The organism is Halorubrum sp. GN11_10-6_MGM (assembly GCF_005435165.1).
In the GTDB taxonomy this organism is placed as follows: Archaea; Halobacteriota; Halobacteria; order Halobacteriales; family Haloferacaceae; genus Halorubrum.
The window spans coordinates 12957-36601 of record NZ_SGUC01000032.1 but is presented as its reverse complement, the minus strand read 5'-3'; the positions used below and the strand labels follow the sequence as shown (position 1 = coordinate 36601).

The following is a 23645-nucleotide window of genomic DNA, read 5'->3' as shown; positions in this document are numbered from 1 at the left end:
GGACTCAAAGGGGCAGTCGCGAGGACGGCGCAGGCGACGCAAGGACCGCAAGGAGCGAGCAGCACGAGCGACTGAGGACCGCAGCGAGCGTGCGCCGTCCTCGCGGCTAGGGCTTTGGAGGCGTTCGCCGGCCAGACGCAGTCAACGATTTATAACCGAGCGGCTGGGGCTTTGGAGGCGTTCTCCGCTGGTCTGGTGCCAGACTCGACTTATAAACACCGACCGCCGACGCCACCAACGGACAGGCCTATGTAGGACGCCGCGCCGGGAGTCGTATGGGACGCGAGAAGGAGCGGATGCTCGCCGGCGAGGCGTACGACCCGACGGCCCCGGAGCTGGTCGCCGAGCGCCGGCGCGCGAGCGACCGCTGCCGCCGGTACAACGCCACCGCCCCGGCCGAGGCCGACCGCCGCGACCGACTCCTCCGAGAGCTGTTCGGTGAGGTCGGGGGCGACGCGACCGTCGAGCCACCGGTCCGCTGCGACTACGGGTACAACGTCGGCGTCGGTGACGGGTTCTTCGCGAACTACGGCTGCGTCTTCCTCGACATGGCGCCGATCGCGTTCGGCGAGAACTGCCTGCTCGGGCCGGGCGTCCACGCCTACACCGCGACGCACCCGATCGATCCCGACGGGCGCGCGACCGGCCGCGAGTTCGGCGACCCGGTGACAGTGGGCGACGACGTCTGGATCGGCGGGCGGGCGGTCCTCACGCCGGGCGTCTCGGTCGGCGACGGCGCGGTCGTCGCGGCCGGCGCCGTCGTGGTCGACGACGTGCCGGCGCGGACGGTGGTCGGGGGCAACCCGGCCGAAGAAATTCGGAACGTCGACGGCGGGACCGACGCCTAGCCGTCCCGCTCAGCGCCCCGCCAGCGCGTCGGCCACGGCGGGTGCGACGCTGACGACGCTACAGCCGCGCTCCACGGTGTCGCTGCCGACGATCCGGTCGACGCCGGCGGCGCGGAGCTTCGTCACCGCGTTGGCCGCGAGGACGGGGTGGACGCAGGCGGCGAACACCCGCGCGGCGCCGCGGTCGGCCAGCACGGCGACCGACTCGCTCATCGTGGAGCCGGTGGCGATGATGTCGTCGACGACGACCACGTCGCGGTCTGAAACGGGGGCGTCCGAGGGCGAGACCGCGACGGCGCCCGTCTCGCGGTCGCGGTGCTTCTCGAAGTAGTCCGTCTCGCCGGCGCCGTAGGCGTCCCGGACGGTGGCGGCCGCGTCGATTGCCCCCTCGTCGGGCGCGAGGAAGAGCGGGTCGTCGAGGTCGGCGGGGAGCGGGTCGGCGAGGACGCCGGCGGCATCGACCGCCTCGACCGGGACATCGAAGAAGTCGGCGACGGCCGCCTCGTGGGGGTTGACGAGTCGGACGCGGTCGGTCCCGGTCGAGATCGCTTTCGCCATCGCGCGGGCCGAGACCGGCTGCCCCTCGCCGAAGGACTCGTCCTGTCGGGCGTACCCCATGTACGGGATCACGGTGGTCACGTCCGTCGCGCCGGCCTCGCGGACGGCGTCCTGGAGCTGGAGCAGTTCGACCCACGCCTCGTCGGAGTCGGTCGCGGCGACGATCACGGCCTCGTCGGCGTCGAAGTCGGGCACCGCGGCGAGCCCCTCCCCGTCCGGAAAGCGTTCGTAGGTCGGGGTGGCGAGCGCCCGGCCCGTCTCGTCGGCGAGCGCGGCCGCGAGCTGCTGCGAGCTGGACCCGGGTACGATCATGGGCGACCGTTCCGCGGACACCGGTAAACCAGTTTCCTTACCGCGCGGCCTCGGCGAGACGCTCCGATCGTCGGAACCGCACTCGCGCCGCCGCGCGCCACGCGAGCGCGACCCACACCGGCCCCACAGGGGCGGATATTTACGGGCGCGGCGGGTACGAGCGCCCAATGAGCGACACCGAAGCCGGCGCGCGCGTCGGACTCCCCTGTCCGTCGTGTTCACCCGCCGAGCCGACCGTCCACGAGGTCCTCAGCCCGGGCGGGCAGGCCACCGTGCGCTGTACCGAGTGCGACCACACCCACAAGACCGAGATCCCCGAGGAGGAGACCGTCGCCGTGACGATCGTCGTCTCGCAGGACGGCGACTCGTTCACGACGACGATGGACGTCCCCGCCGACGGCGACGTCGGCACCGGCGAGGAGTTCGTCGTCGACACCGACGACGCCCTGATGCAGGTGCGGATCACGGGGATCGAACTCGGTCCGGAGAACCGCGTCGAGGAGGCGGACATCACCGACGTCGAGACGCTGTGGACCCGCGCGGTCGACAACGTCGCGGTCCCCGTCACGCTCCACCCGAAGGACGGGGACGCGGACCGGACGCGCTCGCTGCGGGTGAACGTCCCCGGCGACTACGAGTTCACCGTCGACGAGACGGTGGAGTTCGGCGAGGAGGAGTTCACCGTCGAGGGGCTCCACATCCGCGAGGACGCCCCCGAGTACCGCCACGAGAAGCTCGACCACCCCGGCGACCTCGCGTACGCGAAGGACCTCAAGCGGGTGTACGCCCGCGACGAGACGCTCACCGCGTGGTCGGCCTGGTAGGCCACTTCGGCACCGCACGGCGGCGCTCCACCGACTCCGCTTTTTCGGCGGCGATCCTCGTACCAACATAAACAATTATGAAGGATACGCACGTGGGTCGAGTCGTGCCACCCGTAGTACACGACTGACGCACGCTCGGCGGCGGGGACGGCGGCCGGTCCCGGCGGTCCGAGCACGCGCGAGGCGACCGAGACCGAACCGGCGACCGACCAGTCGGGCCCGTCCGCGAGTCCGGACGCGGACGACGCCACCGACGCCACCGACGACCTTCCGACCGCCGCCGAGGCGGTCGCGAACGCGGCGGCGACGTTCGACCCGTCGGACACCCGGCGGATCGCGAACGGCACCGACCGCTGGAACGAGTACACCGGCTCGTCGCACTGACGGCGCGGCCGGATCCTTTTATTCGACGGCGCGACTACCGACGACCGGCCGATGACGAACCACCGCTCCGAGCCGGACTCGGCACCCGGCGACGACGAGCCCTATGAGTGCCGAGGCCCCTCTCTTGGAGGAAAGGGCGTCTCTGATGGCATCTGAGTGAGACCACCGTAGATACGGACTCCGACCAGATTTGCGTCAAGCGGGCAGACGCAGATTTATGAACGTTGCCGGGCGATCGGATCGTATGGCCGCCGAAATCTCCGACCGCGTTCGGGAAATCGCGGAGGCTCGGGATCTCCCAGAGTCCGCAGTGTTCGAACGGGCACTCGAACGCGGTCTCGAGGACCTGTGGGAGGATCTCGTGGTTGCTCGGTACCTCGACGGCGAACTCGGTCGGGAGGAAGCCATCGAACACGTCGGTCGGACGAAAGTCGAGCGAGCGGAGCGAGAGCGTGATGTCGTCGAGGAAGACGTCGACTGGGGCCTGAACGCGTGACGCTCGCGGCCGCCTCGGACGCTGGCCCCCTCATTCATCTCGCCGAGATCGATTCCCTCGAACTGTTCTCGACGTTTGACACATTACTCGTTCCAGAGACGGTGTACGAGGAAATCGAGGCCGGTGGTGCTCCTGACGGGTTGTCCGATCTCTCGTACGAACTCGTCGAAGCCGACGAGAGCCGAGTCGGAGCCGAAGAACTGGACGCCGGAGAACGCGCCGCGATCGCAGTCGCAAAAGAGCTGGAAGCCGTTCTCCTGACCGATGACCTCGCTGCCCGAGAGGCAGCGTCTGACGCGGATATCGAAGTACACGGTTCTCTCGGCGTCATCGCGCTCGGTTATGGCCGCGGATTGCTCGACAGGAGTGAAGCGGCATCGCGTATGCGAGCGCTCCAGCGTGAGACGAGCCTCTTCGTGACCGAAGCAGTTGTGGAGCGCGGCATCCGGATGCTGGACGAGCAGTAACGAGAAGAGCAGACTCTATAGGTGCGCTAACTACATCCCCTATGGATAGATTGTGAGTCGTGAGTGCCGAGGCCTCTTTCACTCCACGCGGACGCGGGTCGGCGCGACCGAGCGACAAGCGATCCCCCCGATTACACGTCGACCGGACAGCCGTTGATCTCCCCGCCCCGCATCCCGTCGGCGAGCCAGTAGATCGAGAGGGTCAAGGCGACGAGCGCGCCCAGCGCGAACTCCAGCCCGTCCAGTGGGAGGAACAGCAGGGAGGTCGAGACGCCCAGAAGCGAGAGCAGCCCGAGCAGCACCGCGGACCCGCAGGCCGCACAGCCCGCCCCCAGCGTCCCGAGGACGACGCCCGCCAGCCCGGCTCCGCCCTGCTGGGGGTCCAGCCCGTGCTCGCGGAAGTGGTACGTCGCCATCGCGACGTCGAGGCCGGTCAGCAGCGCCACGACGACGAGCAGGCTCCCCTGTCCGGGACCGAAGGAGGTGCCCACGAAGGGGTAGAGTTCGGTCAGGATCGTCAGCCGGCTCCCGAGCGGGAGCGACCCGCCCACGACGACGTCGAGTACGAACCGGACGTTCAGCGACACCACGAACGCGGTCAGCGAGAGGACGGCCGCGAGGACCGCGACCGCGGCGTAGGCCGGCAGCGTCAGGACCAGCCGCGCGGTCCGACCCATCAACCGCAGGTCCTCGCGCCCCGTCGGAAGCCGGACGCCGCGGCCGAGGATTCCCATCAGCCGTCGACCCCGAGCGTCTCCGCGATGAGGTCGTAGCTCACGCTCCCGTTGGCCGAGGTGACGTACTCCCCGTCCCGGAAGAGCAGGACGACCGGCGTAGTCCGCCCGAGACCGGCGGCGTCGGCGGCGTCGAGGTTGTTCCGGACTGCCTCGTCGTGGGCCTCGTTTGCGGCGTCGGCGACGACCGCGCCGCCGTCGAGGTCGGTCTCTGCGTCGAGGAACGACTCGGTCCGGTCGAGGACGTTGTCCGCGTCGAACTGCTCCTGAGTGGCGAAGAAGTGGTCGAGCAGCGACCAGAAGGCCGGATCGCTCCGGGCGTGCGTCGACGCGAGCGCCTGCGTCGCCGGCTCGCCCCATGGGTAGACGACGGGATAGGTGCGGAGCACGTACGCTCCCTCGCCGGGATCGACGACGTTCGACCGTATCTGGGGGACGACCTCCTCGTGGAAGGCCCGACACCGGGTACAGGACGGATCCTCGAAGGTGAGTATCGCGTGTCCGTCCAGCGGCCCCCGGCGGGGCAGTCCGTCCAGTCCCGCGGCGGCCGGATGCTCCCGCAGCGACTGCCCGCTCTCGTCGCCGGACCCGTCGGACCCGCCGGCACATCCCGCTAGCGAGCCGACCGCGGCCGTGCCGGCGAGCGCCAGCACGCGTCGTCGATTCATGTCCCGACGTACGGTGTGAGAGCGTTTAGCGCTTGTTCAAACTTCGACCAAAGTGGGGAAGGCCGACGGAGCGGGACCGTTCGCCGGGACGCCGACGTCTCGGCAGGGGCCCGCATCTCGACGGAGAACTGCGCCTCGACAGGGGCCCGCGTCTGGTCGGGGGGCGCCACCGAACCAACCGTTTTCACGTCGCCGCGCGTCCGGCGTCACATGGACCACCGCTGTCCGGACTGCGGCGTCACGATGGAGGAAGTGGAGTTCAGCATGGGCGACGCGTGGAACGCGCACGTCAAGACCGGCGAGAAGCGGTCCGGGCTGCTCGGGAAGCTCGGGATGAACGAGCGCAAGGAGCTGACGACGGTGATGTGCCCCGAGTGCGGGCTGGTGCGCCACTACGCCGAGTTCGAGGACTGAGGCGCCCGCCGGTGCCCGGGTCGTCGAGGCGCTCCGTTCGCGGCCGACGACCGGTCGCGCGACCGACCGTATCCCCGGTGCCACGGGTGTTAAACGGCTCGCAGCCCTCCGATCCGACGGAATGTCCGACTCCGAGTACGCGCTTCAGGCACGGCTCGAAGCCAAACCCGAGAAGACCGACGAGGTGGCCGAGTTCCTCGAGGGCGCGCTGCCCGCGGCCGAGGCCGAGGAGCAGACGACGACGTGGTTCGCGCTGCGCCTCGACGAGACCACGTTCGGGATCTTCGACACGTTCCCGGACGAGGCGGGTCGGCAGGCGCACCTCGACGGCGAGATCGCCGCCGAACTGATGGACCGCGCCGACGAGCTGCTCGTCGAGAACCCGCAGATCGACGAGATCGACGTGCTGGCGGCGAAACACTCCTGAGCGGTCGGGGGTTCTCCCGAGCGTCTCGCCGACCGAGCCGGACCGACACCGGAAAGTTCCGGTCGGAGCTTTATCCTCTCGCGCACCGGACGGGTTCGTATGGAGCCAGACTTAGACCGGTTCACGTCGCGCCGATCCACCGTGTACGGCCAGCGCGGCGTGGTGGCGACCAGTCAGCCGCTCGCCAGCGAGGCGGGCGTCGAGGTCCTCAGGGAGGGGGGGAACGCGTTCGACGCCGCGGTCGCGACCGCGGCCGCGCTCAACGTCGTCGAATCCACGTCGACCGGGCTCGGCGGCGACGTGTTCGCGCTGTACCGGACCGCCGACGGCGAGGTCGGCGCGATGCGCTCGTGCGGCGGCGCCCCGGCGGACGCGACGATCGAGAACGTCAAAGCGGCGCTCGCGGAGGACGACGACGCGGAGTCGTACTACCCCGACGACGGCGGCTACGCGGTCGACGACGCGGGCGAGGCCGGGATGCCGTTCTACGGCCCGCACGCGGTCACGGTCCCCGGGACGGCCCGGGGGTGGGAGGCGACCGTCGAGGAGCTGGGCCGGCTCACGCTCGCCGACGCGCTCGCGCCCGCGATCCGCTACGCGACCGAGGGGTACCCCGTCTCCGAGGTGATCGCCTCCTACTGGGCGAGCGCCGACGAGCTGTTCACCGACGACCACGCCCGCGAGGCGTTCCTGTTCGACGGCGAGCCGCCGGGCGTCGGGCAGACGGTGACGCTCCCGCGGCTCGGCGCGTCGATGCGGAAGATCGCCGAGGAGGGGGCGGACGTCGTCTACGAGGGCGAGATCGCGGAGAAGATCGCCGACGAGGTCCAGTCGCAGGGCGGGTTCATGACCGTCGACGACCTCGCGGACTTCGAGGTCGAGTGGCCCGAGCCGGTGTCGACGACGTACAACGGCGCCGAGGTGTACGAGCTCCCGCCGAACAATCAGGGGCTGATCGCGCTGGAAGCGCTCAACGTCGCGAACGAGCTCGGCGCGGGCGAGTACGACTACGACTCGCCGGAGCGCGTCCACTACTTCGCGGAGGCGATGAAGCGGGCGTTCCACGACGGCCACCGCTACATCACCGACCCCGAGTACGAGGAGGTCCCGCCGCTCGCGTCGAGCGAGTGGGCCGCCGAGCGCGCCGCGGGCGTCGGCGGGACCGCGTCGCACGACGTCTCCTTCGGCGTGCCGAACGCGAACGCCGAGGACGCGGACACCGTCCTCCTCACGGTCGCGGACGAGGCCGGCAACGTCGTCTCCTACATCAACTCCCGGTTCGCCGGCTTCGGCTCCGGGCTCGTCGCGGGCGACACCGGCATCGCCCTCCAGAACCGCGGCGCGTCCTTCTCGCTCGACCCCGACCACCCGAACAGCCTCGAACCCGGTAAGCGCCCGTTCCACACGCTCATTCCGGGCGTCGTCCGGTTCGACGAGGACGACTGGGCGGCGTTCGGCGTGATGGGCGGCTACATGCAGCCGCAGGGCCACGTCCAGGTGATCTCGAACCTCGTCGACTACGGGATGCCCCTCCAGCGCGCGCTCGACGAACCGCGGTGGCGCTACCGCGAGAGCGGCGAGCTGGCGCTCGAACCCCACTTCGACGACGATGCCGCGGCCAAGCTGGTCCGGAAGGACCACGACGTGCGGACGCTCTCGCCGGTCATGTTCGGCGGCGCGCAGATCGCGCGGAACCGGGACGGGGTCCTCTCGGCTGCCACCGAACCGCGAAAAGACGGGAACGCGCAGGGGTACTGACCGATCGCCACGGGGCCGGCGGGGTCGGACGGGCGGCGTGTTTATATTCCTGAGACAGTACCCTATGTGAGTAAATACGACGGACGACGGACACGTTCGGAGATCGAAGGTAGAAAACGTCTTATACGTTGATTCATAGGCTTTTGTGAGGAGTGTTATCACGTGAGTGTCTCTGAAACGTTCGTTCGATACCGCCGTACCCTCAGCGAGGAACCGCTCGCCATCGGGGTCATACTCGTGGCCCTGTGGATGGTGTGGTCGCTCGTGACCGGGCTCGCGTCCGGGGGGATTCAGATCAGCAGCCTCGCGTCCCTCGTCTGGGACGGTCTACTCCGGGGGCTGATCATCGGTCTGGCGGGGATCGGACTCTCGATGACGTACAGCATTCTCAATTTCGCGAACTTCGCGCACGGCGACTACCTCACGAGCGGGGCGTTCGCCGGGATGGGCGCGAGCTACCTGATCGCCGGGATCGGCGAGAACAGCGTCGGGGCGCTCCTGCTCGTCGGCGCGGGCGGGTCGGTGTTCGGCGGCGCGCTCGGTATCGGCGTCACGACCGCGCCGATCGCCGTCGTCCTCGGGGCTCTCGTGGCGGGCGTCGCGGCGATCGTCTTGGCGCTGGCTATCGACCGGTTCGTCTACCGGCCGATCCGCGACGAGAGCGGTATCGCGCTGCTGATAACCAGTATCGGGGTCGCGTTCGCGCTCCGGTACCTGCTCCAGTTCGTCTACGGGGCCGGCGTCCGGGGGACGACCGCGGCGGGGTCGGTCCCGCGGATAAACGTCCCCGCGATCGACGGCACGTTCCGGGTGACGGCCCACGACATCAGTCTCATCGTCGTCGCGGCCGGGCTCATGCTCGGCGTCCACCTGCTGCTCCAGCGGACGAAGCTCGGGAAGGCGATGCGCGCGATGTCCGACAACGAGGACCTCGCGCGGATCACCGGAATCCCGACCGAGCAGGTCATCCGCACGACGTGGATCGTCGGCGCGGGCCTGACGGGCGTCGCGGGCTACATGTTCGTCCTCTGGAAGGGAACGCTCGGGTTCAACGACGGGTGGCTGCTGCTGCTGCTCGTGTTCGCCGCGGTGATCCTCGGCGGGATCGGGTCGATCTACGGCGCGATCGGCGGCGGGATCATCATCGGCCTCACCGCCTCGGTCTCCGTGATCTGGATTCCATCGGAGTTCGGTCGCGCGGCCGCGTTCATGGTGATGATCGTGATTCTGTTATTCAAGCCTGAAGGCATCTTCAGCGGGAGGACCACAGCATGAGTACAAGCGACCTTCGCGGGCGGTTCGAGGGGCTCTTCGAGCGCGACGTGACGCTCGTGCTCGCCGTCCTCGGCGCCCTCTATCTGGCGTACATCCTCGCCGGCGTCGCCTTCGGATACGGGCTCCGCGGGCAGCTGAACTCGATCGCGAACCTCACGTTCTACGTCGGCGTGTTCGGCATGATGGCGCTAGCGCTGAACCTCCACTGGGGGTACACCGGGCTGTTCAACATCGGCATCGTCGGCTTCATGGGAATCGGTATCTACGTGACCGCGCTGGTCTCGAAGCCGCCGGTGGGCGACGGCGCCGCGCAGGTCGGCGGGTTCGGCCTCCCGCTCTTCGTCGGCGTCATCGCCGGCGTCGTGATCGCGGGCCTGTTCGGGCTGCTCGTCGCGCTGCCCGCGCTCCGGCTCCGGGCGGACTACCTCGCGATCGTCACGGTGGCGTTCTCCGAGATCGTCCGGTTCACCATGATGTCCCGGACCTTCCAGACGTTCACCGTGCCGGACACGATCGACCTCTGGGTGGTCAGTTTCGACCCGGCGGCGGACACGGTCGGACTCGGCGGCGGGGGCGGACTCATCCTGAACTACACGAACCCGCTCGAGGCGCTGCTCCGGGCCCTGTTCCTCTGGGATCCGTACCTCGGGTTCGTCTCGTTCGTCGAGGCGAGCGTCATCCCGAACAACCCCAAGCCGGTGCTGGACGGGCTCCTCTACGGGGTCGTCCTGATCGTCGGCGTCGGGCTGTTCTACCTGCTGCTCTCTCGGACCGGAAAGTCGCCGTTCGGCCGCGTGCTGAAGGCGATCCGCGAGGACGAGGACGTCGCGAACGCCCTCGGCAAGGACACCGACCGGTTCAAGCTCACGGCGTTCGTGCTCGGCGCCGCGCTGATGGGGCTCGGCGGTATCCTCTGGTACTCCGGCCGCGGGAGCATCACGCCGCCGTCGTTCCGGCCGAACATCACCTTCTTCATCTGGATCGCGCTGATCATCGGCGGCGCGGGGTCGAACACCGGGAGCTTCCTCGGCGGCGCGATCTTCGCCGGGGTGTTGTACGAGGGGCCGCGGTACTTCAAGAACCTCGTCGAGACGGCCTTCGAGCTGGGCGACGCGCCGCGGAACTTCGGCGAGGCGATGGCCGGGTTCGCCTCGCTCGACCCGATGCCGTTCGTCCTGTACACGCTCGACAGCGTCAGCCAGCTGCGGCTGGTGATCATGGGCGTGGTGCTGATCTGGCTGATGCACAATCGGCCGGAGGGGCTGCTCGGCCACCGCAAGGAGACGGCGTCCAGCGTCGACCTCGCCCGGCCGGGAGGCGGCGGGTCGACCGGGAACCCGGCCGCCGCCGACGGAGGTGACGAACGGTGAGCGAGACCGACGACTCCCCCGCGAGCGAGTCGGCCCCGGCGGAAGGGGCGGCGACCGGAGAGGATACGCCACCGAGCGCGAGCGACGCCTCGACCGACCTGACCGAACTGGTCGAGGACGACCCCGAGACGCGGGCCGGCGACGACGCCCGGTACGCCCCCCTCGAGGTCGAGGGACTGCGGAAGGAGTTCGGCGGGATCACCGCCGTCGACGACGTGAGCTTCGACGTCGAGGAGGGGACGCTCACCGGGCTCATCGGTCCGAACGGGGCCGGGAAGTCGACCACGTTCAACCTCATCACCGGGATGCTCGATCCCACGGAAGGGACCGTCCGGTTCAACGGCGAGGACATCACCGGCTTCCAGCCCCACGAGATCGCCAATCGGGGTCTCGCGCGGACGTTCCAGATCGCCCGCGAGCTGGAGGAGATGACCGTTCTCGAGAACATGATGCTCGCGCCGAAGGGACAGGTCGGCGAGTCCCTGTGGCGGTCGATCATGCCGGTCACCCGCCGGTCCGTCCAAGAGCAGGAGACCGAACAGCTCGACCGCGTCTGGGAGGTGCTCGACTTCTTCGAGATCGACCACCTCGCCGACGAGTACGCGGGGAACCTCTCCGGCGGCCAGCGGAAGCTGCTGGAGATGGCGCGGGCGCTCCTGACCGACCCCGACGTGCTGCTCCTCGACGAGCCGTTCGCGGGGGTCAACCCGTCGCTGGAGAAGCGGCTGCTCGAACACATCCACGAGCTGCGCGAGCGGGGGTACACCTTCCTCATCGTGGAACACGACATGGACCTCATCATGAACAACTGCGAGCGGGTCATCGTCATGCACCAAGGCCGGATCCTGAAGGACGGGACGCCGGAGGAGATCAAAGAGAGCGAGGAGGTCATCGAGGCCTACCTCGGGGGTGAGGTATGAGCCTCCTCGAAGTCCGCGACCTGGACGCCGGCTACGGGGACCTACAGATCCTCACCGACGTCGACCTCGACGTCGACGACGAGGAGTACGTCACCATCGTCGGGCCGAACGGGGCCGGCAAGTCCACCGTGATGAAGTCGGTGTTCGGACTGACGACGCACATGGGCGGCACGGTGACGTTCGACGACGAGGACATCAGCGGGACGAAGCCGGAGGACGTGATCCACAAGGGGTTGGGGTACGTGCCCCAGAGCGAGAACGTCTTCGCGGAGCTCGACGTCGAAGAGAACCTCGAGATGGGCGCGTACATCCTCGACGAGGTCCCGCAGGAGGAGCTCAGAAAGGTGTACGACCGGTTCCCGATACTCGAGGAGCGGAAGGACCAGCAGGCGGGGACGCTGAGCGGCGGCCAGCGGCAGATGCTCGCGATGGGCCGCGCGCTGATGCTCGACCCAGAGCTCCTGTTGCTCGACGAGCCGAGCGCGGGGCTCGCGCCCGACCTCGTCGACGAGATGTTCGACAAGATCGACGAGATCAACGAGACGGGGACGGCGATCCTGATGGTCGAACAGAACGCGAAGGAGGCGCTGCGACGCTGTGACCGCGGCTACGTGCTCGCGAACGGGCAGAACCGGTTCGAGGACGAGGGCACCGTCCTGCTGAACGACGAGGAGGTCCGGCGGGAGTTCCTCGGCGGATAGTCGGTCGCGTCGGCGGTCGGTCCGCGGTGCGACCGTTTCTCGGTCCGATCGCGTGCGAGCGGAAGTGAAAGACGCCCCCGGAGCGACGGCGTCGCTCGCGAGGGGCGCGTGCGCGGGGCTCGTCGCTCGGAACGCGGCAAAAAACGAAGGAGTTCCGGTCGACGCCTCGGTCTCCGAGCGCGCTCAGTTCCCGCTCGTGAGCGCCTGTTCGACGACGTTGGAGTACGACGACGAGCCGATGTTGAAGCTGATCTGGTCGTACACCGTGCCGTCGAACGTGTTCTCGAAGACCTCGCTGAACCGGTTCGAGAGCTGCTGGCCGTAGTCGTTGTTCACGTACAGCGTCGCGGCGGTCGAGGCGCCGAGGCGCTCGGAGGCGACCTGGGCCATGACCCGGCCCTGAAGCTGGTCGCTCGGGGCGGTCCGGAAGATGTAGTCGTCGTCGTCGAGGTTCGTCACCGACAGCGCGGTGCTGGACGGCGAGCAGCCGACGACCTCGTTCGGGATGAGCGCCTCCGTACAGACCGGGACGTTCACGCCGGAGGAGGCGGTCCCGCAGACGGCGGGGACGCCCGAACTGATCAGGGACTCGGCGCCGCTGACCCCCTGGTCGGGCGAGGTGTTCGTGTCCTCGAACTGGGCGTTCACCGTCAGGTCGAGGTCGGAGTCGTTGACCTGCTGGGCCGGGATCTCCGCCGCGCGGATCATCGGCTGACCCGTCGACGCGAGGTCACCGGTCTCCGGCAGCAGGATCCCGAGGCTCACCTCGCGGCCGAATCCGCCGGGCGACGAGTCGGCCGAGGGGCCGGCGCCGTCGGGGTTCGCGCCCTCGAAGTTCTGCGTCTCCTGGACGCTGACCGAGTCGGCGTCCTGTCCCGCGAACTCCCAGATCTGGTAGGCCGCCGACGCCGGGTCGCCGTTCTGGTCGAAGTTGACGGCGCTCGACGCGCCCTGGTAGTTGATGTTTTCGCCGTTGGCGGCCGCCTCGACGGCCTCGATGAACTCCCCGGGCCCGTACGAGGTGCCGTCGGGGTTCGCGATGCGCCGGAGCTGGTCGCGGATCGCGGTCCCGTTGTTCTCGCCCGCCGCGACGTTCGCCAGGATCAGCGCCGCCGCGGAGTCGTACGACTGCGAGGTGAACACGCCCGGTGTCTCGTCGTAGGCGTCCTGATACAGGGTCGCGAACGCCTCCTGGTTCGGCCCGCCCGCCGCCGGAGCGGTCCCGGTGACGTTGTCCATCGCGTTGCCGACCTGTCCGGGTAACGAGGGGTCCTGAAGGCCGTCGGGAATGAGGATGTCCTCCGCGCCGTCCGACGCGGCGTAGTAGTCGCGGAACAGCTGGATCCCGCTCTCGGGGTAGCCGATGACGGTGAGCAGATCCGGACCGCCGCCGCCGGACCCGCCGTCGCCGCCATCGCCGCCATCGCCGCCATCGCCGCCGTCGCCACCGTCCCCGCCGTCTCCTCCGTCGCCACCGTCCCCGCCGTCGCCACCGTTTCCTGAACAGCCGGCGAGTCCGATCGCGCCAGCGACACCGACAGTCTTCAACACGTCACGCCGTCGTTTGTGGTATGACATACCCACTCATATAGACCCCACTTTGATAAGTATATCCCTGTCAGCTGCTCCACATTTCCTGTCAATAACTCTCATATAAGGTATATAACTTCGATCGGGAATCCGAGGCGGTTTCTACGGCCGTCGTACCCGTTTCCGTGCGTGATCGAGCCGGCGACTTCGAGCCGCCGAGAAAGGTCAGCTCCGAGAGGGTTCGTCGCCCCAGGTCGACCGGGGTGCCCCGTCAGTCGCCGCCGGCGGCCCGCGCCTGTCTCCGGGCGTCCTCGGGCGCGCGCCCCTCGCGGAGCAGCGCCTCAACGAACAGTTCGCCGGCCTTGTACGACGACCGGACCATGGCGCCGGACGCGCAGTAGAGGAAGTCGAACTCCTCCTCGGCGACCCGCCGCCACGTCTCGAAGACGTCCGGGTGGACGTACTCGAACACGTCGAGGTGCGAGCGCGAGGGCTGGAGGTACTGGCCGAAGGTGACGACGTCGACGCCGACCTCGCGGAGGTCGCCGAGCGTCCGGTACACCTCGTGGTCGTACTCGCCGACGCCGAGCATGAGGCTCGTCTTCGTGTGGATATCCGACTCGCGGTCGACCCGGTCGAGGACCGCGAGCGACTGCTCGTAGTTCGCGCGGCGGTCCCGGACCGGCCACTGGAGGCGCTCGACCGTCTCGACGTTGTGCGCGATCACGTCCGGTCCCGCGTCGACGATCCGGTCGATCGCCTCCGGGTCGCCCCCGAAGTCCGGGATAAGTGTCTCGACGAGGATCTCCGGGTCACGCCGCTTGATCGCGCGGATCGTCTCCGCGAACTGCGCCGACCCGCCGTCCGCGAGGTCGTCGCGGTCGACGGAGGTTAAGACGACGTAGTCGAGCCCGATCTCCGCGACCGCGTCCGCGACGTTCGCCGGCTCGTCCGGGTCGAGCGGCTCCATCCCGCCCGTCTCGACGTCACAGAAGTTACAGCCGCGCGAGCAGCGGTCGCCAAGCAGCATGAACGTCGCCGTGCCCGGGCCGTCGTCTCCCGACCAACACTCGCCCATGTTCGGGCAGTTCGCCTCCTCGCAGACCGTGTGGAGGTCGCGGTCACGGAGGGTGGACTTGATCTCGGTGAACCGACTCCCGGACGGCGGGCGAGACTTCAGCCAGTCCGGCTTCCGGCGGCCGCGTTGCATGGTCGACCCTTGGCGTCCGACCGCAAAAGGGTGCGGGTCGGCGGGGTCGCTTCCGGTCCTCCCTCGGCGGCCTACGCCTCCGGCACGAAGACGTTCATCGACGGCGTCTGGATCCCCTGGAACTTGTTCTTCCAGTTGTACGCGATGTTCAGCACGCGCCGCCGGTTCCCGGGCGCCCCCGTCACCACGCTCACGGAGGTGCCGTCCTCCGGAATCTCGACGCGCGTGTCCGCCCACTCGAACCCCGCGAGCAGCTCCGCGGGGTTCTCGACCGTCACCGTCCCGCTGTTTTTGTTCACCTCGTAGAGGCGGTAGGCGTCCGTCTCCAGCAGGCGCTTGATCTCGTCGAGGTCGGAGTCGAAGTGCTCTTCGAGCGCGTCGGCGGTGTGGTAGCCGCAGACGATCAGGTGCGCGAACGTCTCGACGTTGCGAGGGTTCTGGTCGGCGTCGCGAAGGTGATCGAAGTACGCCAGTTTCTCCTCTCGGTCGAGGTCGAGGATCGCGTTGACGATCCGCGCCGCCTCCCGCTGCGTCTCCGTCGCCTCCGGGTCGGCGAGCACCTCGTCCGCCCGCGAGCCCGTGTTCTGTCCCCGAGAGACGTCGAGGACGTTTTTGAGGTGTTTCGCGCGGTCGTACACCGCCGACTTGTACGACCAGTCGCGGACGTCGTCCGGGTAGTCGTCAAACTCCCGGAGCAGCGCCTCGCGGTCCTCGGGGAACCCGATCTCCGCCCGGAAGTCGCTCCACGCCGTCGCGTCCTCGAAGAGTTCGAACTGCGTCAGCGTGTCCTGCCCGAGGTTCGCCCGCGTGCCGCCGCTGGCGACGAACTTCGCTTCGAGGAACGTCTCTCCGTCGCCGGTCTCGACGATGAGATCGCCGAGCGAGTCGTAGGAGTTGCCGGCGTGACGCACCGCGGTCCGGTCCGGGAAGTCGGCCTCGATCCGCTCGGCGAGCGCCGCCGCGAGGTCGGGTCTCCCCCGCTCTTCGAGGTCGGGGTCGGGTTCCGTGCCGTTCGCGAGCTGCGCCGTCAGCTGCTCCGTGGCCTCGACCCAGCCGCGCTCGTGTTTGCCCATGTTCGATCTCGTTCGGCGAGCGAGATAAAAACGGCGTACGGCGGTGGGGCCGGAGAGCGCGTCGGCGGGCGGAAGCATTTACCCCCGCGTCGTCCGTAGTCGGAACAAGGGAGCGTCTCACGATGGACGAGGTAGCCGAGGGACTCTTCGTCGGGACGGCGTCGGACGCCGAAGACGAGTCGCTGCTCCGGAACCGCGGCGTCGACGTCGTCGTTTCGCTGACGCACGACGACCCGAACACCGGAGCCGTCGCTCGCGTCGATATCCCGATGCTGGACGGACCGCGGAACGAGTACGGGGCGTTCGCCGACGCCGCGGAGGCGGTCGTGGAGCGGCGCGAGGCCGGGCGGCGCGTCCTGGTCCACTGTTCGGCCGGCGCCTCTCGCAGCCCGGCGGTCGCCGCCGCGGCGATGACGCGCCTGACGGACCGGGACCTCGGCGAGGCGTTCGAGCGGGTGCTCGGGCGGCGGGCGGCGGTCGACCCTCACGACGCGCTGGTCCGGCAGGCCGCCAAGTTCGCGACCCGGGATCGCGAGTAGGGGAGGGTGCCGTAGGACGAACACCCGCCGCGACTCGGTCCGGGGACTCGTCCGCACTCAGTCGTCGTCAGCGGGGTACGCGCCGCCCAGACGCTTGATACGTGCGACGACAAGTCGCTCATCGTCCTGACGGAACGTCACGGAGAGCCGGAACTCTCCGATGCGTATTTTCTTGTGCGGGCTGTTCTGGAGCGGCTCACCGTAGTCCGGCGGGTCGCGCCACGGCGAGGAGACGATTTCATCGAGCTTGTCGAGTATCCGGTCTTGGTCGGCGGGGGACAGTCCGTCGAGGTCGTCTTCGGCCGTCGAGGAGAGTTCCCACGTCCACCCGTCGTCACTCATCGCTCGTGCCGAACCGCTCGCGGGCCTCCTCGGCGCTCGTCGTCCGTCCCTCACGGATGTCTTCCTCGGCTTCGAGCAGGGCGACGAGTTCGTCGCGGTCGAACGTCGGGAACTCAACGGCATCCCGAAGCGTGTACCGGATGAACTCGCTCCGGCTGTTGAACCCGCGCCCCTGCCACGTGTCGTCTATCTGTTCGAGGAACGACTCGGTGAGTTTGAAGTTGACCGTGGCGATGTCGTCCCCGCTGCCGTCGTTTGTGGCCGCTTCAGACATATAGACGTAATACGCTGGTCTTACCAATAGTCGTTTCGGCGGAGGCTCACTCACCGCGTAACCGACGTGAATAGCCACATCGAGGAACAGTTCTATCACATTCCTGACTACGGTTCATCGTCCGTCCTGTGAGTGTGGATTAGCGAAATCCGGGGTGTCACTTGAGGGGACGCATCCCCGGTCGATTTCTGGTCTATCCCGCCGCTGTCTGTGAATTATTTTGTGTGTCCTGACAGTTTAACGAATCGCATTACGGCGAGGGGTGTCCTGTTTAGCGAGAGAAGCGAATCTTGAGCAAGTTTCGTTCAAACGAGTGTAGCCAGAAAAGTATGCGTACAAGGAGTGTACGAAAGAAAGAGCCTGAGGGGGGATTTGAACCCCCGGTCTCGTCCTTACCAAGGACGCGCTTTACCGCTAAGCTACCCAGGCACGCAAACTGTCGTTGACCGGATTCGACTTTAGGGGTTTCGATTCGGCGGCGCCGCGTCGGGGGATCGACCCTGCTCCGTCGCCCGCGTCGGCTCACCGATCGGTCGCGCTGACGGCGCGCTCGGAGATGTCGGCGATTCGGTCGGCGGTCGCCTCCGGCAGCGCCCGCCCGGCGGGCGGGAACTCGCCGTCGCAGTCGGCCGCGAGGTCGCGGGCGTACGCGAGCAGTTCCTCCGGCGGGTCGCCGCCGACGGCGGTGGTGCCGGCGACGACCGCTAGTTCGAGGGCGTCCACCTCCAAGTTCCGGTCGAGCGCGGCCGCCGCCGCTCCGTCGGGGTCCTCCCGGTCGCGGAGCGTCTGGTCGCGCCCGAACGCGCGAACCACGTCGACGGCGGGACGGGCGGCGTCGGTACACGCCAGTAGCGAGAAGCCGCGCGAGACGAGCACGTCGGCGGCGAGCACGTCCATGTCGGCCTCGATGTCGGCGGCGGTGGGCGCGGTCACCCACGGCTCGTCGCGGGCGACCGTACGGGTGAGTCGTAACCCCTCGTAGATGAGCTGTACGCCGGCGGCGCGGTCGGCGACGTCGCCGAGGTCGACGTCGGGGTCGAGCGCGCGAGCGGTGACCAGCGCCAGCACGCCGGGGGTCACCGCCGCGTCGCCGATCCGGGCGTCGAGTGCCTCGCGGAGCTGTTCGGGTTCGACGTCCGCGAGCGCCTCGCGCGCTGCGTCACGCGCTCGCGCGGCATCGTCCATTGCCGTTTGATAGACGAGCGAAGGGCAAAGACCTTTGGAAACGAACGGGATTCCGTCCCGTGATCCGAACCCGAACCGACGGCGACGTGCGCGTCGTCACGCTCGACCGTCCCGAGGCGCGCAACGCACTCCGACCCGCGGACCTGACCGCCCTGCGCGAGGCGTTCGAAGCGCCGGAGGGCGAGACCGCCCGTCGGTGACGTACCTCCGCGGCGCGGGCGACGCCTTCTGCGCCGGCGCCGACCTCGACGCGGTCGCGGCGCTCGACGATTCCGAGGCGTTCGCGCGGCGAGGCCAGCGCGTCGCCGCCGCGATCGAGGAGCACCCGTCGGTCGTCGTCTGCGGAGTCGACGGGCCGGCCCGCGGCGGCGGCGTCGAGCTGGCGCTCGCGGCGGACGTGCGCGTCGCGACGCCGCGGGCGACGTTCGCCGAGCCGGGCGTCTCCTTCGGGCTGTTCGGCGCGTGGGGCGGGACGGTCAGGCTCCCGCGCGTCATGCGCGAAGGCGACGCGCTCGACTTCGCGCTCTCGGGACGGACCCTCGACGCGGCGGCGGCGCTCCGGACCGGCCTCGTCTCGCGCGTCGCGGACGACCCCCGTGCGGTGGCCGACGAGATCGCGTCGGGCGAACCGGACGCGCTCGCGGCGATCAAGCGCCGGCTCCGCGACCGCGGCGACGACGAGACACAGGAGGATGCGGAGGCCGCGGCGTTCGCGGATCTCCACGACGCGCACGCCGACGAGATCGCCCGAGGGCGGAGAGAGTGAGCGGCACAGCGGCGAAGACGACACCGGCGGTCCGCAGTCCCGATGTGACAGGTTTAAGTGAGTCTCCGGCTAACCGGGGAATGCGAAGCACGCACCGGTAGTGTAGTGGTATCACGCAACCTTGCCATGGTTGCAACCCGAGTTCAAATCTCGGCCGGTGCATTTTCTCGCTACGCTCGAAGATCCACCGGCCTGACTCCCGCTCGCTCCGTCGCCGGCGCTACGCGCCGGCTGCCAGAGGGACTTTCAGTCCCTCGCTGCTCGCGGGAGTCTCGGCCGGTGCGTTTCCCAACTACATGAGTCGAACCGGAGAGGAATTCCTCTCGGCCGGAGTGGCCCCATAAATCCGCTTTCTCTCGCAGCACCGCACCTCACGCCTCCCCAGCCTCGTCGGCGGTCCTCCGCTTCGCTTCGGACCCCCGACTCCAGCGAGAATCGAAGATTCTCTGGCAGCCGGCGCCACGCGCCGGCGACCTCGCGCGTGCTCCTCGCGGCCGCCGGGGGCGGCCGCTCGCAGGCACGCGCCATCGCCTCGTTCAGGTATAAATAAGTCATAAATGACTCAGCGGGCTCTCGTCGTCAGCTACGTGCCGTGTCGCGTTCGCGTCCGTCTCACCGTGACCGAGGGTGGGGGGCGAACGGGAGGCGCCGACGCGGACGGACCCCGTCCGTTTAACAGCGCGTGCGCCCTCTATTTATTCATATGGTCGAAATTCTTCTTCTGGTCGGGATCGCGGTGGCGGCGTTCGTGGGATACAACATCGGGGGGGCGACGACGGGGCCGGCGTTCGGGCCGGCGGTCGGCGCGGACGTGCTGTCGAAGTCGGGCGCGGCGGCGCTGATGTCGGTGTTCTTCTTCATCGGGGCGGGAACCTTGGGCCAGCGCGTGGTGACGACGCTAGGCGAGGACCTCGTCACCGGCGCGAGCGTGTTCACGCTGGAGACGAGCATCATCGTCCTCTTTTTCATCGGGGGCGCGCTGTTCGTCGGGAACTTCGCCGGCGTGCCGGCGTCGACGTCGATGACGGCGGTCGGCGCCATCGCCGGGCTGGGTATCGCGACGAACACCCTCGACTGGGCGGTGATGGGCGAGATAGCGATCTGGTGGCTCGTCGCGCCGATCATCGGGTTCTGGGTGTCCGGCGTCGTCGGTCGCTACTTCTACTCGGCGATCGACCGCTGGGTGGCGATCGAAAGCACCGAGGGCGCGCTGTTCGAGTTCGACCGCTCGGGCGTCGTCCCGCGACCGGTCCTCGGACCGAACACGACGCGGCGCGAACTGACGGGCGGGATCGTCGTCATCGCCATCGGCTGTCTGATGGCGTTCTCCTCGGGCACGTCGAACATCGCGAACGCGATCGCGCCGCTCGTCGCGCTCGACGGCGTGGAGATGACACCGATGATCCTCCTCGGCAGCGCCGCGGTCGCGGTCGGCGCGTTCACGATCGCCCGCCGGACCCTCGACACGCTCGGCAACGACATCACCGACCTCCCGCTGACGGCCGCCATCGTCGTCGCGGTCGTCTCCTCCGGGATCGTCATCAGCCTCTCGGCGGTCGGCATCCCCGCCTCGTTCGTCATCATCGCGACCATGTCGATCGTCGGGCTCGGGTGGGGGCGCGCGACGCGGACGGTGACGGTGCGACAGGGGATTAGCGGCGAGAAGGAGCCGACGGTCTCCGTCGGCGCGTTGGCCGCCGACGAGATGCCGCCGATCGGCGAGGGGGACGCGAGCGACGTCCCCTCCGCCGCCGACCTGTTCAATCCGGGAACGAGCGCGCGCGTCGTGTTGATGCAGAACGTCGTCCCGATCCTCTCGACGGTGGGCGCGCTGGTGACGTTCACCGTGCTCTTCACGTTCGTCTGGTAGCCTGCCCGCGACCGATCGCGGCGCCGGTCACCTGCCGAACCGACGCTGACGGTCCTGAAAGTCCAGCACCGCGCGGAGGTACTCTCGCCTGCGGAAGTCGCGCCAGTTCACGTCCGTGAAGTAGAGCTCGGCGTACACCGACTGCCAGATGGCGAAGTCGGAGAGCCGCTCGGCGCCGGTCTTGATGACCAGATCGGGTTCCTCGGGGAACAGCAGCCGCTCCGCGACGTCGCTCTCGTCGATGGCCTCGGGCGTCAGCTCGCCGGCCGCGACGTCGCTCGCGAGTTCGCGGACCGCCCCGGCGAACTCCGCTTTGCCGCCGAGCCCGACGAGGATTCGGACCGGCGCGTCGTCCGAATCGGACTCGGCGGCGGCTGGCGAATCGGACGCGGCGTCGGCCGGCGGATCGGACGCGGTGTCCGTCTCCGGACCGCGGACCGCGGTCTCCGCGGGGGCGTCGAGTCGGCGCAGCTCCCGGACCAGCGTCGGTGCGACCGCTCGGTCGAGGACGGAGACGGAGACGGTGACGCGCTCCGCGCCGTACTCGAACGCCCAGCCGATCGCCGACGACAGCGTGTCGAACGCCCCGTCGGCGAGGAGGTCGCGCTCGGTGAGGACCAGCGCGACGTGTGCCGGCGGCTCGGCGTCGTGGAGGCGGTGGCGCGTCGCGAGGTACGCGTCGTAGAGACCCACGTCACAGCGATCCGGTCGGGCGTATAAATGGCTTCCCGCCGACGAGGGGTTTAATTCGCCGACGGCCCTACTTACGGCGATGGCAGACAGCTACCGCGGGGTGTTCGGCGCGATCCCCTACGCGTTCCGCGCGACCGAGTCGCTGACGATGCGCGCGTACGCCGCGCTCGGCGCGCTGGCGGCCGGGTTCGTCGCGCTCGTCGTCACGCTCGGTTTAGTCGTCTGGATGGGCGAGACCGTCTCGGCGCAGGGGGGGACGTTTCTCTTCTCGCGGTCGCTGTTCGTGGTCGCCGGGCTCGGCGCCGTCGGGCCGCTGCTGGCGCCGATCCTGTTCGTCGCCCGCAGACACCGCCGCGGCGACCGAGTCGCGGCCACCTACGATCGGTGGATGGGGGTCGCCGGCTTCCTGTTCCTGCTCTCTCTGTACCTCGGACTGGTGATTTCGGCGCCGGAGGGGCTCCGAGACCCGAGCGACTCCCCCGTGATCAACACGCTGTACGCGCTCCCGCAGCCGGCCGGATTCGTCCCCCCCGCGGCGGCCGCGCTCGGCGTCTTCGCGACGCACTTCCGGCTCCGCGGCGGGTCGGAGGACGGCGCGGCTGTCGACGGCGAGCCGAACGGCGCGGGAGCCGACGCCGGCGGGTCGACCGACGCCGGCGAGCCGACCGACGCCGACGGCTCGACGTGAGCGGCGTCCCGGCGGTCCCGGCTCGAAAGCGGGAAGTCGCCCGAGCGAGTATCCGAACCCAATGACCGACGAGACGGACGCAGTGACCGACGGGAAGGAGAGTACGTTCCTCGTCACCCACGTCGAGAGCGACTCGGCCGTGCTGAAAGACGTCCACGACGGACAGGTCCACACGCTGAGTTCGAACCCCGGGCTCGACGTCGACGACGCCGTCGAGGCGACGGTCGCCCCCGATCCCCCGATGGAGGTCACCTATCAGGTGATCGAGGTCGCGGAGCGCCGCTCGCTGTCGATAGCGGAGAGCCCGGAGCCGCCGACCGTCCACGAGCGCGAGCTCGCCGCGGAGACGCCGACGGGAGAGCTCTCCCGGGAGGAGCGCGCGGGCGTCGGCGAGGTCCACGTGTTGACGCCGCCGGAGTCGGAGACCGAAGACGCGGTCGCGGACGTGATCGACGACCGCGAGGGGACGCTCGCGCGCGCGGCTCGGCTCGGCGTGAACCGCGTCGAGATCCGGTCGGAGCCGGGCGTCGTCGCCGTGCGGTACCTGCCGTAAGCGCCGGCGACGGCGGCGGGCGCTCAGTCGCTGCCGGCGAGGTTGACGATGTTCCCGCAGTTCTCGCACTGATACCGCCCCGGGCCGAGCTCGGCGAACTGCGGGGACAGCAGCGTGTTCTTCGCGCCGCACTCCGGGCAGCTGTCGGGTTCGGAGAACTCGCTGTCGGAGCCGAAGAACAGGTCCATCACCTCGGATGGCGACGGTCCGGCCGAGGCGCGGCGCCGCGCGTCGGCCTCAAGGCGCGCTTGGGCGCCGTGCGCCGAGACGCTCCGACCCAGCGCGTCGTCGAAGTCCCCCTCCGCGTAGTCCTGGTTCGACATGACCACGTCGCCGGCGTCGTCGACGGTGACCGTCGCGTACTCCGTGGGTGCCGTCCCGTAGTACGCGACGTACGCGCCGCCGAGGAGTCCGGCCGGCGCGAGGAGTGCCACCAACGGGGGGAAGATGAACACGAAGGGGAGGCTCACGATGAGCCCTAAGACCAGGCCGAGGAGCGACCCGAGGAAACCGCCGAAGAGGCTGCCCTCTTTCAGTTGGACTTCGAGGCCCACCCGGGTGCCGTTCGGGGCGTCCGTCATCCCGACGAACGTGACCTCGACGGGGTCGTACAGCTCGAGTTCCGCGTACTCGATGGCGGTTGCTCGTACGGTCGCCTCGTCGACTATACGTCGGGAGAGCACGTGCGGCGTGATAACTGTTACCGCCGAGCGGGAGAACCGGTCGCGGACGCCGAGCGGCCGTGTCGGCGAGGCCGTGGACCGTG

26 protein-coding genes, 2 tRNA genes and 1 pseudogene are annotated in these 23645 nt (G+C 69.1%); 17 read left to right on the top strand and 12 right to left on the bottom strand.

Annotated features, from left to right (window positions below; translation table 11 throughout):
• Positions 1–275 precede the first annotated feature (275 nt).
• Entirely contained in the window at positions 276–848 is a 573-nt protein-coding gene (locus EXE46_RS13440) for a maltose acetyltransferase domain-containing protein (RefSeq protein WP_137688892.1), read from the top strand.
• A gap of 9 nt (positions 849–857) precedes the next feature.
• Here EXE46_RS13440 and prs read toward each other — a convergent pair whose 3' ends face one another.
• Positions 858–1718, bottom strand: coding sequence for a ribose-phosphate diphosphokinase (gene prs / locus EXE46_RS13435; RefSeq protein ID WP_137688891.1), 861 nt, complete (start codon positions 1716–1718; stop codon positions 858–860).
• 167 nt (positions 1719–1885) lie between these two features.
• Between prs and EXE46_RS13430 the strand changes: the two genes are divergently transcribed.
• The 3 genes from EXE46_RS13430 to EXE46_RS13420 all read left to right on the top strand — a co-directional run bounded on the left by EXE46_RS13430 (position 1886) and on the right by EXE46_RS13420 (position 3889).
• Positions 1886–2542 (top strand): HVO_0476 family zinc finger protein, encoded by a 657-nt coding sequence (locus tag EXE46_RS13430; RefSeq protein WP_137688890.1) that lies wholly within the window; start codon positions 1886–1888, stop codon positions 2540–2542.
• A 628-nt stretch (positions 2543–3170) separates the two neighbouring features.
• Positions 3171–3422 carry a hypothetical protein gene (locus EXE46_RS13425; protein ID WP_137688889.1) on the top strand — a complete coding sequence of 84 codons (252 nt, stop codon included), beginning with the start codon at positions 3171–3173 and terminating at the stop codon, positions 3420–3422.
• A complete protein-coding gene (locus EXE46_RS13420; RefSeq protein WP_137688888.1) occupies positions 3419–3889 on the top strand; it encodes a nucleic acid-binding protein in 471 nt (156 codons plus the stop codon). Before EXE46_RS13425 ends, EXE46_RS13420 begins: the two co-directional genes overlap by 4 nt.
• Before the next feature lie 131 nt (positions 3890–4020).
• Here the strand turns inward: EXE46_RS13420 and EXE46_RS13415 are convergent, their stop codons facing one another.
• Both EXE46_RS13415 and EXE46_RS13410 read right to left on the bottom strand, forming a co-directional pair.
• Complete coding sequence (locus tag EXE46_RS13415) at positions 4021–4623, bottom strand: hypothetical protein (RefSeq protein ID WP_137688887.1); 603 nt, start codon at positions 4621–4623, stop codon at positions 4021–4023.
• Positions 4623–5291, bottom strand: a complete 669-nt coding sequence (locus tag EXE46_RS13410; RefSeq protein ID WP_137688886.1) for a thioredoxin domain-containing protein — start codon at positions 5289–5291, stop codon at positions 4623–4625. The genes EXE46_RS13415 and EXE46_RS13410 overlap by 1 nt, the downstream gene beginning before the upstream one ends.
• A gap of 210 nt (positions 5292–5501) precedes the next feature.
• Here EXE46_RS13410 and EXE46_RS13405 point away from each other — a divergent pair, with 210 nt between their 5' ends.
• The 7 genes from EXE46_RS13405 to EXE46_RS13375 all read left to right on the top strand — a co-directional run bounded on the left by EXE46_RS13405 (position 5502) and on the right by EXE46_RS13375 (position 12156).
• On the top strand, positions 5502–5705 hold the full coding sequence (locus tag EXE46_RS13405) for a hypothetical protein (RefSeq protein WP_137688885.1): 204 nt from the start codon (positions 5502–5504) through the stop codon (positions 5703–5705).
• Positions 5706–5826: 121 nt separating this feature from the next.
• Positions 5827–6132 carry a putative quinol monooxygenase gene (locus EXE46_RS13400; RefSeq protein ID WP_137688884.1) on the top strand — a complete coding sequence of 102 codons (306 nt, stop codon included), beginning with the start codon at positions 5827–5829 and terminating at the stop codon, positions 6130–6132.
• Between the two features lie 99 nt (positions 6133–6231).
• Entirely contained in the window at positions 6232–7890 is a 1659-nt protein-coding gene (ggt, locus tag EXE46_RS13395; RefSeq protein WP_137688883.1) for a gamma-glutamyltransferase, read from the top strand.
• Positions 7891–8052: 162 nt separating this feature from the next.
• Entirely contained in the window at positions 8053–9165 is a 1113-nt protein-coding gene (locus tag EXE46_RS13390; protein WP_137688882.1) for a branched-chain amino acid ABC transporter permease, read from the top strand.
• Positions 9162–10535: a branched-chain amino acid ABC transporter permease gene (locus EXE46_RS13385; protein ID WP_137688881.1), complete on the top strand. Its 1374-nt coding sequence runs from the start codon at positions 9162–9164 to the stop codon at positions 10533–10535. Before EXE46_RS13390 ends, EXE46_RS13385 begins: the two co-directional genes overlap by 4 nt.
• Before the next feature lie 98 nt (positions 10536–10633).
• On the top strand, positions 10634–11455 hold the full coding sequence (locus EXE46_RS13380) for an ABC transporter ATP-binding protein (RefSeq protein ID WP_137688894.1): 822 nt from the start codon (positions 10634–10636) through the stop codon (positions 11453–11455).
• Complete coding sequence (locus EXE46_RS13375) at positions 11452–12156, top strand: ABC transporter ATP-binding protein (RefSeq protein WP_137688880.1); 705 nt, start codon at positions 11452–11454, stop codon at positions 12154–12156. The genes EXE46_RS13380 and EXE46_RS13375 overlap by 4 nt, the downstream gene beginning before the upstream one ends.
• Before the next feature lie 183 nt (positions 12157–12339).
• Here EXE46_RS13375 and EXE46_RS13370 read toward each other — a convergent pair whose 3' ends face one another.
• The 3 genes from EXE46_RS13370 to EXE46_RS13360 form a co-directional block, all read right to left on the bottom strand.
• Complete coding sequence (locus EXE46_RS13370; protein ID WP_137688879.1) at positions 12340–13734, bottom strand: ABC transporter substrate-binding protein; 1395 nt, start codon at positions 13732–13734, stop codon at positions 12340–12342.
• A gap of 223 nt (positions 13735–13957) precedes the next feature.
• Positions 13958–14896, bottom strand: a complete 939-nt coding sequence (lipA, locus tag EXE46_RS13365; protein WP_137688878.1) for a lipoyl synthase — start codon at positions 14894–14896, stop codon at positions 13958–13960.
• Between the two features lie 71 nt (positions 14897–14967).
• Complete coding sequence (locus EXE46_RS13360) at positions 14968–15969, bottom strand: hypothetical protein (RefSeq protein ID WP_137688877.1); 1002 nt, start codon at positions 15967–15969, stop codon at positions 14968–14970.
• Positions 15970–16091: 122 nt separating this feature from the next.
• Here EXE46_RS13360 and EXE46_RS13355 point away from each other — a divergent pair, with 122 nt between their 5' ends.
• Positions 16092–16508 (top strand): dual specificity protein phosphatase, encoded by a 417-nt coding sequence (locus EXE46_RS13355; RefSeq protein ID WP_137688876.1) that lies wholly within the window; start codon positions 16092–16094, stop codon positions 16506–16508.
• A gap of 57 nt (positions 16509–16565) precedes the next feature.
• Here the strand turns inward: EXE46_RS13355 and EXE46_RS13350 are convergent, their stop codons facing one another.
• The 4 genes from EXE46_RS13350 to EXE46_RS13335 all read right to left on the bottom strand — a co-directional run bounded on the left by EXE46_RS13350 (position 16566) and on the right by EXE46_RS13335 (position 18309).
• Positions 16566–16850 carry a type II toxin-antitoxin system RelE/ParE family toxin gene (locus EXE46_RS13350; protein WP_137688875.1) on the bottom strand — a complete coding sequence of 95 codons (285 nt, stop codon included), beginning with the start codon at positions 16848–16850 and terminating at the stop codon, positions 16566–16568.
• On the bottom strand, positions 16843–17124 hold the full coding sequence (locus EXE46_RS13345; protein WP_137688874.1) for a ribbon-helix-helix domain-containing protein: 282 nt from the start codon (positions 17122–17124) through the stop codon (positions 16843–16845). Before EXE46_RS13345 ends, EXE46_RS13350 begins: the two co-directional genes overlap by 8 nt.
• A 357-nt stretch (positions 17125–17481) precedes the next feature.
• Positions 17482–17553 (bottom strand) — tRNA-Thr (locus EXE46_RS13340).
• Between the two features lie 93 nt (positions 17554–17646).
• A complete protein-coding gene (locus tag EXE46_RS13335) occupies positions 17647–18309 on the bottom strand; it encodes a hypothetical protein (RefSeq protein WP_137688873.1) in 663 nt (220 codons plus the stop codon).
• Positions 18310–18368: 59 nt separating this feature from the next.
• Here EXE46_RS13335 and EXE46_RS13330 point away from each other — a divergent pair.
• The 3 genes and pseudogenes from EXE46_RS13330 (at position 18369) to EXE46_RS13320 (ending at position 20945) form a co-directional block, all read left to right on the top strand.
• Positions 18369–19075: pseudogene (locus EXE46_RS13330) on the top strand (enoyl-CoA hydratase/isomerase family protein).
• Positions 19076–19166: 91 nt separating this feature from the next.
• Positions 19167–19237, top strand: a tRNA-Gly gene (locus EXE46_RS13325).
• 541 nt (positions 19238–19778) lie between these two features.
• Positions 19779–20945: an inorganic phosphate transporter gene (locus EXE46_RS13320; protein WP_137688872.1), complete on the top strand. Its 1167-nt coding sequence runs from the start codon at positions 19779–19781 to the stop codon at positions 20943–20945.
• Between the two features lie 27 nt (positions 20946–20972).
• On the opposite strand, the gene EXE46_RS13315 is transcribed toward EXE46_RS13320, so the two are convergent.
• The gene (locus EXE46_RS13315; RefSeq protein WP_137688871.1) at positions 20973–21638 is read right to left on the bottom strand and encodes an undecaprenyl diphosphate synthase family protein; all 666 of its coding nucleotides are present in this window, start codon (positions 21636–21638) and stop codon (positions 20973–20975) included.
• Positions 21639–21717: 79 nt separating this feature from the next.
• On the opposite strand from EXE46_RS13315, the gene EXE46_RS13310 reads away from it, so the two are divergent.
• Positions 21718–22326, top strand: a complete 609-nt coding sequence (locus EXE46_RS13310) for a hypothetical protein (RefSeq protein ID WP_137688870.1) — start codon at positions 21718–21720, stop codon at positions 22324–22326.
• 82 nt (positions 22327–22408) lie between these two features.
• On the top strand, positions 22409–22879 hold the full coding sequence (locus EXE46_RS13305; protein WP_137688893.1) for a DUF5812 family protein: 471 nt from the start codon (positions 22409–22411) through the stop codon (positions 22877–22879).
• A 23-nt stretch (positions 22880–22902) separates the two neighbouring features.
• Here the strand turns inward: EXE46_RS13305 and EXE46_RS13300 are convergent, their stop codons facing one another.
• The gene (locus EXE46_RS13300; protein ID WP_137688869.1) at positions 22903–23562 is read right to left on the bottom strand and encodes a hypothetical protein; all 660 of its coding nucleotides are present in this window, start codon (positions 23560–23562) and stop codon (positions 22903–22905) included.
• Positions 23563–23645 lie beyond the last annotated feature (83 nt).